The organism is Actinomadura violacea, from assembly GCF_017573465.1.
Classification (GTDB): domain Bacteria; phylum Actinomycetota; class Actinomycetes; order Streptosporangiales; family Streptosporangiaceae; genus Spirillospora; species Spirillospora violacea.
Genome location: NZ_JAGEPF010000025.1, coordinates 101918 through 115028 on the forward strand (window position 1 = coordinate 101918; position 13111 = coordinate 115028).

The window sequence follows — 13111 nt, forward strand, 5'->3', positions numbered from 1 at the left end:
TCCCCGCGATCGTCGCCGCCACCGCCCTCGGCGCCGCCTCGCTGGCGGCCGTGGCGCTCGCCTGGCGCGGCGGCCGCGGCCGGCTGTGGGCGGTGGCCGCGCTGCGCTCGGTCTCCGCGGTGATGCTCGCGCTGATCGCGCCCGACCTGCGCCGCGCCCCCGCCGCGAGCCCGGCGGCCTGAGCCGTGGCGTTCGCCGCCGTCGGCGCTCTGGGGGCGCGCCTGCGGCGGCGAACGTCACCTTTGTCACGCTTCGCGGGGTTGACTCGCCCGAAGGGAGAGGAGACGCTCTGTCCGACAAGTTCACATCGAGGCGACGGTGCGCAGGAACCCGGTGCGAGTCCGGGACGGTCCCGCCACTGTGACCAGGGAGTCTCCCCCCACCGCACGACCACGGCCGGACGCACCGGCGGGAAGGTCGGCGGGGAGACGGCGATCTGGGAGTCAGGACACTGACCCGTCGTCCTCCCGCTACCGGGGCGAGTGCACCCCGTGAGGAGAACCCGACATGGCCGAGACCGCCGTACCGTCCGCCGCGTCCCCGCAGGCCGACCCGTCCGCAGCGCCGCTGCGCCTGCCGATCCGCGACATCGTCCCGTGGGCGGTGCTGGCCGTGGTGCTGGCCGCCGTCCTGATCTACTTCGTCGGCGCCGAGCAGGGCGCGACCTCGATCTTCGGCGGCACCTGGGTGCACGAGTTCACCCACGACGGCCGGCACCTGCTCGGCTTCCCCTGCCACTAGGCCGGGGGTTCACGAGCCGATGATGAGAGCACTGCTGGTCCGCGGGATGCTCGCGGGCCTGGCGGCGGCCGCCCTGGCGCTGGTCGTCGCCTGGCTGTACGGGGAACCGCAGGTCGGGCACGCCATCGCGTTCGAGGAGGCGAAGGCGCACGCCGAGCACGCCGGGCACGAACCCGAGGTCGTCAGCCGCACCGTGCAGAAGACCGCCGGCCTGATCACCGCGATGGCGGTGTACGGGGCGGCGCTCGGCGGGCTGTTCTCGATCGCGTTCGCCTTCGCGTCGGGACGGCTCGGACGGCTCGGCGCGCGCGCCACCGCCGCCCTGGTCGCCCTCGCGGGGTTCGTGGCGATCGAGCTGGTCCCGTTCCTGAAGTACCCCGCGACTCCCCCGGCGGTCGGCAACCCGACCACGATCGGGAGCCGGACGGCGCTGTACTTCTGCATGATGGCGCTGGGGATCCTGGCGACGACCGCGGCGGTGATCGTGTGCCGCCGCCTCGTCCCCCGGCTCGGCGCCTGGAACGCGATCACTGTCACCGCGGTCGGCTACGCCGTCCTGCTCGCGGTCGTGTACCGGCTCACGCCGAAGCCGGACGCGGTCCCCGCGCACTTCCCGGCGACGGTCCTGTGGGACTTCCGGCTGGCGTCCCTGGGCGTCCAGCTGGTCCTGTGGGGCACGATCGGGCTGCTGTTCGGCTACCTGACGGAACGCTCGGCGGCGCGCCGCCGGGTCCCCGTCCCCGCCTGATCCCGGCGGGCCGCCGCCACGGACGTCACCGTGGCGGCGGCCCGCCGCGGCGCGGCGGACGGCGCAGGCCGCAGTCGCCGCACATCTCGCCGCCGGGCGGCACGCGGTAGTACAGGCAGCAGTTGCGCCGGACGAACCCGTGCGGGCCGAACGCCCCGGCGCCCGCGAGCGGCGGACGGGCCAGCAGTTCGCGGACGAGCGCGGCGCGGACGGCGTCGCGCGGGCCCACGTTCAGGCTTCCGGCCAGGGCGGACGCCGCGTTGCCCCAGAGCAGGCCGTCCGCGAGGCCGACGAAGGTCAGCATGGTCTCGCGCAGCGGTTCCAGCTGCCCGGTGACGACCTGGTCATGGACGAGGCCGGCGGCCTCGGCGGGACCGGCGGCGCGGTGCCCCCGCGGCTCGGCCAGCCTGAGCGCGATGGGGGCTCCGGGCGCCCAGCGCCAGTGCAGGCCGGAGAGGTCGGGCACGACGCCCCGCGCCGCCGCCGCGACGACGGGCGACCACAGGCGCGACGCGAGGCCCTGGAACAGGATGGACGCGGCGACGCGCCGCTCGCGGGTGCCGAGCCGTCCGGCGTAAAGGTCGGTGAGGCGGGCGAGCCGCCCGGGATCGCGCTCGGGCAGCGGCCGCCACGCCCGGTCGGCCTCCTCGGCCGGTTCCGCGCCGTCCGAGGGCGGACGGCCCGCGTCCCCGAGGCCGTCGGCGTCCAGGGTGATCGCGAAGTACGGGCCGAGGCGGGCGGCGGCGCGCAGCGCGTCCGCGACCTCCCCGGCCCCGGCGGGCATCGGCGGCGGCATGGCGCTCACCCTGCCATGCCGCACCGGCTCGCCACGGGCCGCCCCAGGACGTGAGGGGCGGGCGCTACCGGGAGGGGTGGCCGCCGTTGTCGCGGCGGTCCAGCGCCGTCTGCAGGGCGCGGGCCGCCTCCTCCGCGGCGTCGTCCGCGGGCGTACCGGTCCGGGTGGTGTCGTTCATGATCGCTCCGAATCGCCGAGGCGTGAGTGCCGGAGGGCCGCCGGGACCGTGGTTCGCACGGGTCCGGGCGCGGAATCGGGCTCATGGCCGGGCGGAACCTCCGCAGCGGTGCCGGCCTGCCGAGTTCAGGCCCCGCTGCGGCGGTGAAGGGTTACCACGAAACGCCGCATGATGCCTCAACGCTACCCGCGGTCCGGGCGGCTGTCCCGACCCGTGGCGTAAAATCTCAACATATGAGACGTGACCGTGCTCACCAACGCGACGGGCGGGCGCCCGGCCCCAGCCGGACACCCGCCCACAGCGGTCTCCGCTCGCTCAGTCCAAGTCGGCGCGGCGGCCCATGTCGGCGCCCACCTCGGCGGTGATCGCGTCCACGAGCTGCGGCGGGATGCCGGAGTCGACGGTCAGCGCGATCAGCGCCTTGCCGCCCTTGGCGTCGCGGCCGACCTGCATGCCGGCGATGTTCACCCCGGCGTCGCCGAGCAGCTTGCCGACGGCGCCGACGATGCCCGGGCGGTCCACGTAGGAGAAGAACGCCATGTGCGCGGTCGGCACCAGCTCCATGTTGTAGCCGTTGATCTCGATGATCCGCTCGGCGTGCTTCGGGCCGGTGAGCGTGCCGGACACCGACACCACGCCGCCGTCGGCCATCGTGCCGCGCACCTGCACCACGTTCCGCCAGTCGGGGCTGTCCTCGCTGGTGGTGAGGGTGACCTCGACGCCGCGGTCGCGGGCCAGCAGCGGCGCGTTGACGAACGTCACCGACTCCTCGACCACGTCGGCGAACACGCCCTTGAGCGCGGCCAGCTCCAGCACCTTCACGTCGTGCTCGGCGATCTCGCCGCGCACCACCACGTCCAGCCGGACGGGCACGCCGCCGGCGAGCGCGGTGAAGATCCGGCCGAGCTTCTCGGCCAGCGGCAGGCCCGGCTTGACGTCCTCGGCGACCGCGCCGCCCTGGACGTTCACCGCGTCCGGCACGAACTCGCCGGACAGCGCAAGCTTCACCGAGCGGGCCACCTGGGTGCCCGCCTTCTCCTGCGCCTCGTGGGTGCTGGCGCCGAGGTGCGGGGTGACCACGACGTTGTCGTGGTGGAACAGCGGGCTGTCGGTGCAGGGCTCGCTGGTGAACACGTCGATGCCGGCGCCCGCGACGCGGCCGTCCTTCAGCGCGAGGTCGAGCGCCTCCTCGTCGACGATCCCGCCGCGCGCGGCGTTGACGATCCGCACGCTCGGCTTGACCCGGTGCAGCTCGCGGTCGCCGACGAGGCCGAGGGTCTCGGGGGTCTTCGGCAGGTGGACGGTGATGAAGTCGCTCTGCTCGAGCAGCTCGTCGAGGGTGACGAGCTTCACGCCGAGCTGCGCGGCGCGGGCCGCCTGCACGTACGGGTCGAACGCGATCACGTTCATGTCGAACGCGGCGAGGCGCTGGGCGACCAGCACGCCGATGCGGCCGAGGCCGAGCACGCCGACGGTCTTGCCCTGCAGCTCGACGCCGGTGTACTTGGACCGCTTCCACTCGCCCTGCTTGAGCGCGGAGTGGCCCTGCGGAACGTTCCGGGCGGTGGCGAGCAGCAGCGCGATCGCGTGCTCGGCGGCGGTGACGATGTTGGAGGTCGGCGCGTTGACGACCATGACGCCGGCCTTGGTGGCGGCCTCCACGTCGACGTTGTCGAGGCCGACGCCGGCGCGCGCGACCACGCGCAGCCTCTTGGCGTGCTGGAAGACCTCGGAGGTGACCTTGGTGGCGCTGCGGACGATCAGGGCGTCGACGTCCGCGACGGCGGGCAGCAGCTTGGACTTGTCGCTGCCGTCGACGTGACGGACCTCGAAGTCGGATTCCAGCACGGCGATGCCGGCCGGGGAGAGCTCTTCTGCGACGAGGACGACGGGCTTGCTCAAGGAAACAGTCCTTCGGAAGTCGGATGTTCGGCTGGTGTGCAGGTGAAGTGCGCGAGTCACCTCGTCGTGCCCTCGCCCCCGGCGGCGAGTCTATCCCCCAGGGGGCGGCCGGGTTCGCGACAGGCAAACACCGGCCGGTAACTACGCGGTGTCCGCCACGCCCGCGCGGCCCTTACCTCCGGCCGGTCCGGGGCCTGTGGATCACGCCGGGCGCGGGCGCGGGGGCGTCCGGGTCCGGTCAGGCGGCGTTCGGCTCGGGCATCGCGGCCAGCACGGCGGCGACCCGCTCGGCGTCGGCCACCCGGACGTGCGGGACGTCCACGAAGACCCGCAGCGGCCCGGCCGGCAGCCCCAGCTCCTCGGCCACGTGCAGCTGGACCTCGCGCAGCGGGACGTAGGCCAGGTAGGCGCGGTGGACGTCCTGCGAGCGGAACATCCCGGTCATGATCAGCCGGTAGCCGCGGATGCGGAACGACAGCGCGGTCAGGCACGGCATCGCGGCGGGGTCCCCGCCGGGCAGCGCCAGCGAGATCCACGCGCTGGTCGTCCACGGCCGGGCCCGCAGCAGGCCCGCGACCCAGCGCAGCTGGTCGGCGCCCGCGGGGTCGTGCAGCCGGGGGCGGCGGCGCCCGGCCGCCGCGTCCGCGCCGCGCTCGCGGGCCCGGTGCGCGATCAGCGCCCGGTCGCCGTGCTCGCGCAGGATCGGATCCTCCCAGCTCAGCGAGTCGATCTCGAACAGCAGCGGGGGCCCCTCGATGATGGGCCCCGCGTCCTCCATGCCGGCGACGCCGGCCGTCCAGACGTGCCGCAGGACGCCGATCCAGGCCCGCCCGCACGTCTCGAAGCGCCGGACGCCGTTGTCCTCCCGCGCCCGCACGTCATCTCTCCGCGCCATTGCCGGGCCGGTCACCGCCAATGCGGGCCGGGCGTTTTCCCGGCCGCGGCATTGCCGCGCCGGTGAGGAATCGCGCCGCGCGCCCGGACGGCCGCCCCGGGCCGGTCCCTGACAGCCGATCACCACTCATGTACGCGCCCCAACGCCGCTCCGGCGGTGGTCACGTGAGTGTTCGCGCAGGGGCTCCCGCGCCGGCCACGGCCGTCGCGACTTTCTTCAAGTATCCGACAAGGTGGGCGAAAAGGATAGGTTCTTGTACTCTTCGCGGCCATCTCCACCGGCATTCTGACCGCCTCCGCGCGCAAAGGTCATTGGACAATCCGTCCAAACGACTGCGGCCTTTCCCGGCCTGGACGGGCGCCGCCCTCACCAGGGGTCGCGGCCGGGCCGGTGCAGCACGACGTAGCCGTCCCGGTGGAAGACCTCCCGGTACCCGGACGCCGTCAGCAGCGCGACCCGCCGCTGCTGCTCGGCCACCGACGGGAACGGGAACGTGGGCCGCAGCACGTCCGCGACGACCCACGGCGCGTTGCGCGGCTGCCAGTCCCACAGCAGCACGCGGGTCCGGGCGGTGAGCCCCGGCCCGACGCCGTTGGCGACCTCCACCAGCGCCCCGTCCGGGACCTTCGCGGCCGCCGCGGCGGCGGCCGACGCCCGCGCGTTGCGCCGGTACATCGCGGGATCGGCGAGATCACCGAACGCGAAGAACGGCACGGTGAGGACCGCCGCGGCCAGCAGGCACGCCGCCGGGACCCAGCGCGGCCCCAGCACCCTCGCCGGCAGCCCTCCCTCCCGCCGGACGCGGTCGCGCAGCCACCGGTTCCCGCGCAGGCGCGCGGCGCCGTCCACGGCGGCCAGGACGAGCGCCGCGACGATGAACGCGTTGTAGTGGTAGTGCGGCGCCCACCAGTTGGCGAAGCGGTCGGCGAGCATCCGCTCGGCCAGCGGCGGCAGCACGACCAGCGTCAGCGGCGACGCCAGCGGGAGCAGCAGCAGCGGCACGACGAGCAGCCCCATCATGGCGAGCTTGGCGGGCGGGGTCCCGAGCTCCGCGACCGCGTCCCACGGATGCGTCAGCACGTGCAGGGCGGCGTGCGGGAGGTCGCGCCCCAGCGAGGTGTAGGCCCAGTAGTAGTCGTTGTCGCCGCCGAAGGCCGCGATGGCGACCTTCGAGCAGACCGCGGTGGCGACCGCGCCGGCCGCCACGTAGGCCAGGCCCGCGCGCCGCTCGCCGCGGCGCGTCAGCAGGTACAGCCCGAACCCCGCGAGCAGCAGCCCCATGTCCTCCTTGACCAGCAGCAGGAGGAACGCGGCGAGCGCCGCCCGGCCGCGCCGCCCCGCGTCGTACCGCTCGATCATCACCGCCGACAGCAGCGGGACGAACGCGACCTCGTGGAAGTCGAACGCCAGCGCCTCCGCGACCGGCCACGACAGCGCGTACGCCGCCGCCGCGCAGTACGCGGCGCCCGCGCCGAGCCGCCGCTCGGTGAACCGCCAGACCGGCACGATAGCCAGCGCGAACAGCACGCCCTGCGCGACCAGCAGCGTCCCCGGGCCGTCATGGATCCAGTACAGCGGCGCCAGCACCGCGAGGATCGGCGAGAAGTGGTCGCCGAGCACCGAGAAGCCCGGCCCGAACCCGTTGTGGACGCCCTTGACGATCGCGACCGGCGCCCCGAACCGGCTGTAGGACCGGACCGCCTGGTCGAAGATCACCAGGTCGTAGGTGCTGTCCCGGAAGGCGCGCAGGCGCAGCAGCGCGTACCCCGAGTCGAGCGCGGCGCTCGCCAGGACCAGCGCTGCGAGCGCCCACGCGCGCCGCCGCGCCAGCACGCCGGTACGTCCGCCGCCGTCCGCCGGTTCCCGCACCGCGACCGCACCCGCCTCCGCCACGCGCCGGACGCTACCAGCCCCCCAGCCGTCAGTCGGCGGGCCGGTGCGTCAGGGGCAGGCCGCGCCTGGTGAACACGGCGGCGGCCAGCACCGCCAGCAGCGGGACGGCCACGCCGACGATCAGCAGGATCGGCCACGGCACGTCCAGGGTCGGACCGTGACCGGGCACCGCGGGCGTCCCGTCCGGGCGGGCCGGGATCGTCGCCACCGCGGTGAGCGGGCGGGCGACCGCGACGCCCGGCACGAACCCGGCCGCGATGCCGAGCCAGCAGCCGAGGACGGCGACGAACCCGGCCTGGCCCATCGCCAGCGCGCGGCGGGTGCGCGGGCGGGCGCCGATCGCGGCGAGCGTCGCCAGGTCGGGGCGGGCGTCCGCGGCCGCGAGCCCGGTGGCGATCATCGTGCCGCCGAAGGCGAGGACGGCTCCGGCGACGGCGAGCGCGAGCAGCATCGGCGGCCGCGACCGGCTCGGGCCGCGCTCGACGTAGACGGCGCCGTCGGCGCTGAAACCGGCGACCACCTCGGCCAGCCGGGCCTGCTCCGCCCGGGTGACCCGGTGGTCGGCCCGGTCGATGCCGAGCGCCTCGGTCCGCGCGGGCACCCCGACCCGGGCCGCGGCCGACGGCGGCACGATCGCCTGGACGTGCGGGTCCTCGGGCACGGCGACGGCCGGGATGCCGCGCACCTTGCGCAGCGTGTGCTGCCGGTCGTCCTTCCAGTACGTGACGGCCGCGGTCGTGGTGCCGCCGGGGAGTGGCCGGGACGCGAAGACGACGACCTTGCCCGCGGCGAGCGCGGCCGTCACGGCGGGGTCGTCGCGGCCGAGGAGCATGCGGGCCTCCCGCGCGCCGCCCACGACGTTGTCGAACCGGATCGTCCGGGTCGGCGCCGGGCCCGCCGCGAACGCGACGGCCGGGCACTTAGCGGTGTCGGCCTGCCCGCACACCGCCCCCTCCCCCGGCAGCACCCGCAGCGGGAGCACCGGCACGCCGGGCAGTTCCCGCTCGACCGCCGCCTTGACGGCGTCCGCCCGCCCCGGCGGCGTGCTGACCGTCGCGGAGCCGAGCGGCAGCGTGGCCTCGTAGTCGAGGCGCTCCTGCCGGGCGTCGCTGGCGACGCCGATCGCGAACACGGTGATCCCGGCGACCGCCGCCATGATCGCGGCGACGACCGGGGCGGCGCGGCCCCGGTTGCGGGCCCCGTCCCGGACGGCGAGGCGCAGCGGCAGCGGGAGCCACCGGGCGCCCCGGCCGGCCGCGCCGACCAGCCACGGCGTGGCCATGACGCAGCCGAGGACGATCGCGGCGGCGCCCAGCGCGGCGCCGAGCTCGTGCAGCGCGGCGGTGCCGAACAGGCAGGCGGCGATGCCGGCCAGCACGAGGACGGCGCCCGCGGCGGGCCAGCCGCGGCGCGCCCGCCCGGCCTCGCGGCGCCCGGCGAGCGCGGCGACGACGTCCATCCGGGCGGCCTGCAGGGCGGGCACGAGGGCGGCGAGGACGCCGCTGCCCGCGCCGAGCAGCATCGTCAGGCCGACCAGCGTCCACGGCACCTCGTACGGGCCGAGGACGACGCCGAAGTACGCTTTGGCCAGCGGTTTCGCGGCGGCCACCACGAGCAGGCCGAGCAGCGCCCCGGCCACCGCGGCGGCGCCCCCGAGGACCACGCCGCCCGCCAGCACGATGGTGCGCAGGTGCCGGGCGTCGCCGCCGCACGCGGCGACCAGCGCGAGCCGGTGCCGCTGCCGCCGCACGCCGACCGCGAACGCGGGCCCGGCGAGCAGCACGACCTCCAGCACGACGATGGCGACGGCCATCGCGACGGTCGCGGCGGCGGCGCCGTCCGGGCCCCCGCCCTCCTCGGTCACCGCCCGGGCCTGCGGCGGCGGGTCGGAGACGACCGCGCGGGACAGCACGGTGATCCCGCTCTTGTTCAGCGCGGTCACCGCGTCCCAGGTCACCGGGCCGGCCCCGGCGACCAGCCATTGCGGGCGCGGCGACGGCGCGCCCGGCACCGCGCCGGGCAGGGTGAGCGCGACGGCCTTCCCGGGCTCGCGCGGGTCCCGGACGTGCCCGACCACCTGCGCGGTCGTCCCCGCCCGGTCGATCTGGACGGTCGCGCCGACGGGGAAGCCGAGCGAGGGCGCGAGCGCCACCTCGCCGGGCTTCGCGGGCGCCCGGCCGCCGGTGATCTCGAGGATGCCGCGGGCCATCGGGTCGCGCAGGTCGAGGCCGATGTGGTCGGCGGCGCGGTAGCCGCGGGCGGTCTTGAGGGCGACGCGCCCGCCGGTCTCCAGCGGCCGGACGCGCGCCGACGGCCCGAACGCCGCGGCGACCCGCCGGGTGATCTCCGGGGTCGTCCAGGGCCGCCCGGCGTCGTCGGCGGACGCCGCGTCCCCGCCGGACGTGCCCGGCGCGCTGGAGAACCCCTGGTCGTCGAAGGTCTGCTGGACCGGGGCGCGGCCGGCGCCGGTGAGCCGGGCGTCGGCGGCGCCGATCTCGTACGGCAGCGACTCGCGCGGCGACCAGTCGCCGGTCTTGAACAGCACGGCGAGCGCGACGACCGCCATCACCGGCAGGCCGATCATGCAGACGACGAGCGCGGTGCGGCCCTTGGCGCGCAGCGCGTCGCGGCGGGCGAGGCGCAGCGCGGCGCGGCGGCCGCTCACCGCGCGTCCAGCAGCGTCTCGGGGCCGGTGCGGCCGGGGGTGGAGTCGACCATCCGGCCGTCCCGCAGGAACACGACCCGGTCGGCCCACGCGGCGTGCCTCGACTCGTGCGTGACCATCAGGCAGGCGGCGCCCTCGTCGCAGCGGGCCCGCAGCGCACGCATGATCTCCTCGCCGGCGTGGCTGTCGAGGGCGCCGGTCGGCTCGTCGGCCAGCAGGAGCCGGCGGTCGCCGACGAGCGCGCGGGCGATCGCGACGCGCTGCTGCTGGCCGCCCGACAGCTCGTCCGGGAAGCGTTCGGCCAGGTCGCCGATGCCGGTCGCCTCCAGCGCCCGGTGCGCCTCGCGCCGGGCGCGGCGCGCGCGGACCCCGTCGAGCTCGCGCGGCAGCATCACGTTCTCCACGGCGGTGAGCGCGGGGATGAGGTTGAGGTCCTGGAAGACGTAGCCGACGGCGCGGCGGCGCAGCGCCGCCCGCGCGGCGGGCCCGAGCGCGCCGGCGTCGGCGCCCGCGACGGCGATCCGCCCGGAGGTCGGCGTGTCGAGGCCGCCGGCCAGCGTCAGCAGCGTCGACTTGCCGGAGCCCGACGGGCCCATCACGGCGACGAACTCGCCCTCCGCGACGTCCAGGGTCACGTTCCGCAGGGCGTGCACGAGCCCGGCCCCGGTCCCGTGGTCGCGGGACACGTCCCGCATCGCGAGCACGCTCACCGGCTCGTCTCCTCGATCGGGGCGTCCTGCGGCGCGGCGTCCTGTGGAGCGCCGGGCGGCGCGGCGGGGGCGGTGCGGACGGCGAACGCCTCGCAGTGGTCCAGCCAGCGGACCTCGGCCTCCGCCTGGAAGATCATCGACTCGAGGACCAGCCGCCAGGCGCGGTCGCCCTGGTCGGACGGCTCGGCCGGGGCCGCCGCCTTGACCCGGGTGAGGTCCTGGAGGGTGCGCAGGGTGGCGGTGCGCTGCGCCTGGACGACCTGCCGGACGTCCACACCGGGCGTGGTGACGGCCATCGCGAGCTTGATCGCCAGCTCGTCGCGGGGCCGGTCGGCGCGGGCGACCGGGGTGGCGAACCACGCCAGCACGTCGTCGCGGCCGGCCGCGGTGATCCGGTAGACGAACCGGCCCTCGTCGTCGGCGCCGACGCGGGTGACCAGGTCGTCGCGCTCGAGCCGGGACAGCGTCGAGTACACCTGGCCGATGTTGAGCGGCCAGGACGACCCCGTGGACGCCTCGAACTCGGCGCGCAGCTGGTAGCCGTAGCGGGGGCCCTGGGACAGCAGGGCCAGCAGGCCGTGACGTATGGACATGATCACGAGTATGCATACTCGGTATCCATGACGCAATACCGAGTATGCATCCCGAAGGACACGCTACCGGAATTTCACTGTGCGCGACCATCTCACGCCTTACCGTGACCATGTCCCCGGCCGATCAGGAGAGAAGCGTGACCTCCGACAGCACGATCAGCGTCCTGCGCGACGTCCTGCGCGTGTACGACCACCGGTACCTCGACCTCGACCGCCGGCAGCGGGAGCGGCTCGTCGACGGCACCCGCCGGGTCATCGGCGACGAGGGCCTCAGCGACGCCGCCCGCGCCGCGCTGCCCGCCGCCGACCGGCTGCGCGCCTTCTGCATCCAGTACGGCCTGCGCGAGGAGCTGGAGCGGCTGATCCGCGACGAGGTGGACGGCAGCCCCGCCGGCGCCGTCGTGGTCGGCGGCCGGATCTACGCGATGTACCCCTACCTGCGCGGCGTCCCCCGCCAGGACGCCGACATCACCACCGAGGTCGGCGTCGAGCACCGCCTCGACGCGGTGGCCTGGCAGGGCAGGCGCGTCCGGATCCGCGGCACCGCCGTGCTGGAGCGGGTCGAGACGAACCGGACGGTCGTGGACGTCGTCCTGCGCGAGCGGACCACCGGCAAGGAGCACGTGTTCCCCGCCGGCCCCCGCCCGGGCCCCGGCACCGGGACCGGTGGGTTCGAGGCGCTCGCCGACCCGTCCGGCGTCGAGCCCGGCCGCTGGGACGTGCACGTCGCCGCGACCGCGCACGGCGTGACCCGCGAGGCCCGCTTCGGCACCCGCCGCGCCGACGGCCTGAAGACCGCGCCGCAGCGCCGCACCGTGGGCGGCCACCACGTCTCGGTGTACTTCACCAAGGGCGGGCACCTGGCGCTGGTGATCCGCGAGGACGCCGGCGCGACGTCCCTGCGCGCCCGCATCCGCCGCCGCCTCTCCCGCGCCGCCGCGCCCCGCTGAGAAACGCCGAACGGGGGCGGGCGCCGCGCGCCCGCCCCCGTCGCGAACTCCTGCTAGTCGTTGATCCAGCTCATCATCGGGCGCAGCTCCGCACCGGTCTTCTCGATCGGGTGCTCGGCGAGCTGCTCGCGGTACTTGCCGAACTGGGCCTGGCCGCCCTCGAACTCCTCCACCAGCTCCTTGGCGTACTCGCCGGACTGGATCTCGCCGAGGATCTTCTTCATCGCGGCCTTGGTCTCCGGCGTGATCACGCGCGGGCCGCGGCTGTAGCCGCCGTACTCGGCGTTGTCGGAGACCGACCAGTACATCTTGGAGATGCCGCCCTCGTACATCAGGTCGACGATCAGCTTCAGCTCGTGCAGCACCTCGAAGTAGGCGACCTCCGGCTGGTAGCCGGCCTCGGTCAGCACCTCGAAACCAGCCTTGACCAGCTCGGACGCGCCGCCGCACAGCACGGCCTGCTCGCCGAACAGGTCGGTCTCGGTCTCCTCGGTGAAGGTGGTCTTGATGCCGCCCGCGCGCAGGCCGCCGATGCCCTTGGCGTAGGACAGCGCCAGCGGCCACGCGTTGCCGGAGGCGTCCTTCTCCACCGCCACGATCACCGGGACGCCGCGGCCCGCGACGAACTGGCGGCGGACCAGGTGGCCCGGGCCCTTCGGCGCGACCATCGCCACGTCCACGCCCTCCGGGGGCTGGACGAGGCCGTAGCGGATGCTGAAGCCGTGCCCGAAGAACAGCGCGTCGCCCTCGACCAGGGCCGGCTTGATGTCCTTCTCGAAGATCTCGCGGTGGTGGTGGTCGGGGGCCAGCAGCATGACGAGGTCGGCCTCCTCGGCCGCCTCCGCCGGGGTGACCACGCGCAGGCCCTCGGCCTCGGCCAGCTCACGGCTGGCCGACCCCTCGCGGAGCCCCACCCGCACGTCGACGCCGGAGTCGCGCAGCGACAGCGCGTGCGCGTGCCCCTGGCTGCCGTACCCGATGATCGCGACGTGCCGGCCCTGGATCACGCTCAGGTCGGCGGCGTCGTCGTAGAACATCTC

Annotated in this window: 12 protein-coding genes and 1 riboswitch; of the genes, 4 read left to right on the forward strand and 8 right to left on the reverse strand. The window is 75.5% G+C overall.

Annotation, left to right across the window (positions count from 1 at the left end; translation table 11 throughout):
• Window positions 1-50 precede the first annotated feature (50 nt).
• The 3 genes from J4709_RS55095 to J4709_RS36665 all read left to right on the forward strand — a co-directional run bounded on the left by J4709_RS55095 (window position 51) and on the right by J4709_RS36665 (window position 1489).
• On the forward strand, window positions 51-182 hold the full coding sequence (locus J4709_RS55095; RefSeq protein ID WP_269757517.1) for a hypothetical protein: 132 nt from the start codon (window positions 51-53) through the stop codon (window positions 180-182).
• Between the two features lie 99 nt (window positions 183-281).
• Window positions 282-474: riboswitch (cobalamin riboswitch) on the forward strand.
• A gap of 33 nt (window positions 475-507) precedes the next feature.
• Window positions 508-741, forward strand: coding sequence for a CbtB domain-containing protein (locus J4709_RS36660; protein WP_208247982.1), 234 nt, complete (start codon window positions 508-510; stop codon window positions 739-741).
• 19 nt (window positions 742-760) lie between these two features.
• Window positions 761-1489, forward strand: coding sequence for a CbtA family protein (locus tag J4709_RS36665; RefSeq protein WP_208247984.1), 729 nt, complete (start codon window positions 761-763; stop codon window positions 1487-1489).
• Window positions 1490-1514: 25 nt separating this feature from the next.
• On the opposite strand, the gene J4709_RS36670 is transcribed toward J4709_RS36665, so the two are convergent.
• From J4709_RS36670 to J4709_RS36700, 7 genes are all read right to left on the reverse strand, one after another.
• A complete protein-coding gene (locus tag J4709_RS36670) occupies window positions 1515-2285 on the reverse strand; it encodes a (2Fe-2S)-binding protein (RefSeq protein ID WP_208247986.1) in 771 nt (256 codons plus the stop codon).
• Between the two features lie 493 nt (window positions 2286-2778).
• Window positions 2779-4365, reverse strand: a complete 1587-nt coding sequence (serA, locus tag J4709_RS36675) for a phosphoglycerate dehydrogenase (protein WP_208247988.1) — start codon at window positions 4363-4365, stop codon at window positions 2779-2781.
• Between the two features lie 238 nt (window positions 4366-4603).
• A complete protein-coding gene (locus tag J4709_RS36680) occupies window positions 4604-5242 on the reverse strand; it encodes a thymidylate synthase family protein (protein WP_307801863.1) in 639 nt (212 codons plus the stop codon).
• A gap of 384 nt (window positions 5243-5626) precedes the next feature.
• On the reverse strand, window positions 5627-7153 hold the full coding sequence (locus tag J4709_RS36685; RefSeq protein ID WP_307801864.1) for a DUF2079 domain-containing protein: 1527 nt from the start codon (window positions 7151-7153) through the stop codon (window positions 5627-5629).
• 28 nt (window positions 7154-7181) lie between these two features.
• Window positions 7182-9818, reverse strand: coding sequence for an FtsX-like permease family protein (locus tag J4709_RS36690; protein ID WP_208247991.1), 2637 nt, complete (start codon window positions 9816-9818; stop codon window positions 7182-7184).
• Window positions 9815-10528: an ABC transporter ATP-binding protein gene (locus J4709_RS36695; protein WP_208247993.1), complete on the reverse strand. Its 714-nt coding sequence runs from the start codon at window positions 10526-10528 to the stop codon at window positions 9815-9817. Before J4709_RS36695 ends, J4709_RS36690 begins: the two co-directional genes overlap by 4 nt.
• Window positions 10525-11121 (reverse strand): PadR family transcriptional regulator, encoded by a 597-nt coding sequence (locus J4709_RS36700; protein ID WP_208247995.1) that lies wholly within the window; start codon window positions 11119-11121, stop codon window positions 10525-10527. Before J4709_RS36700 ends, J4709_RS36695 begins: the two co-directional genes overlap by 4 nt.
• A gap of 137 nt (window positions 11122-11258) precedes the next feature.
• Here J4709_RS36700 and J4709_RS36705 point away from each other — a divergent pair, with 137 nt between their 5' ends.
• Window positions 11259-12071, forward strand: coding sequence for a hypothetical protein (locus J4709_RS36705; protein ID WP_208247998.1), 813 nt, complete (start codon window positions 11259-11261; stop codon window positions 12069-12071).
• A 53-nt stretch (window positions 12072-12124) separates the two neighbouring features.
• On the opposite strand, the gene ilvC is transcribed toward J4709_RS36705, so the two are convergent.
• On the reverse strand, window positions 12125-13108 hold the full coding sequence (ilvC, locus tag J4709_RS36710; protein ID WP_173099441.1) for a ketol-acid reductoisomerase: 984 nt from the start codon (window positions 13106-13108) through the stop codon (window positions 12125-12127).
• Between the last annotated feature and the right edge of the window lie 3 nt (window positions 13109-13111).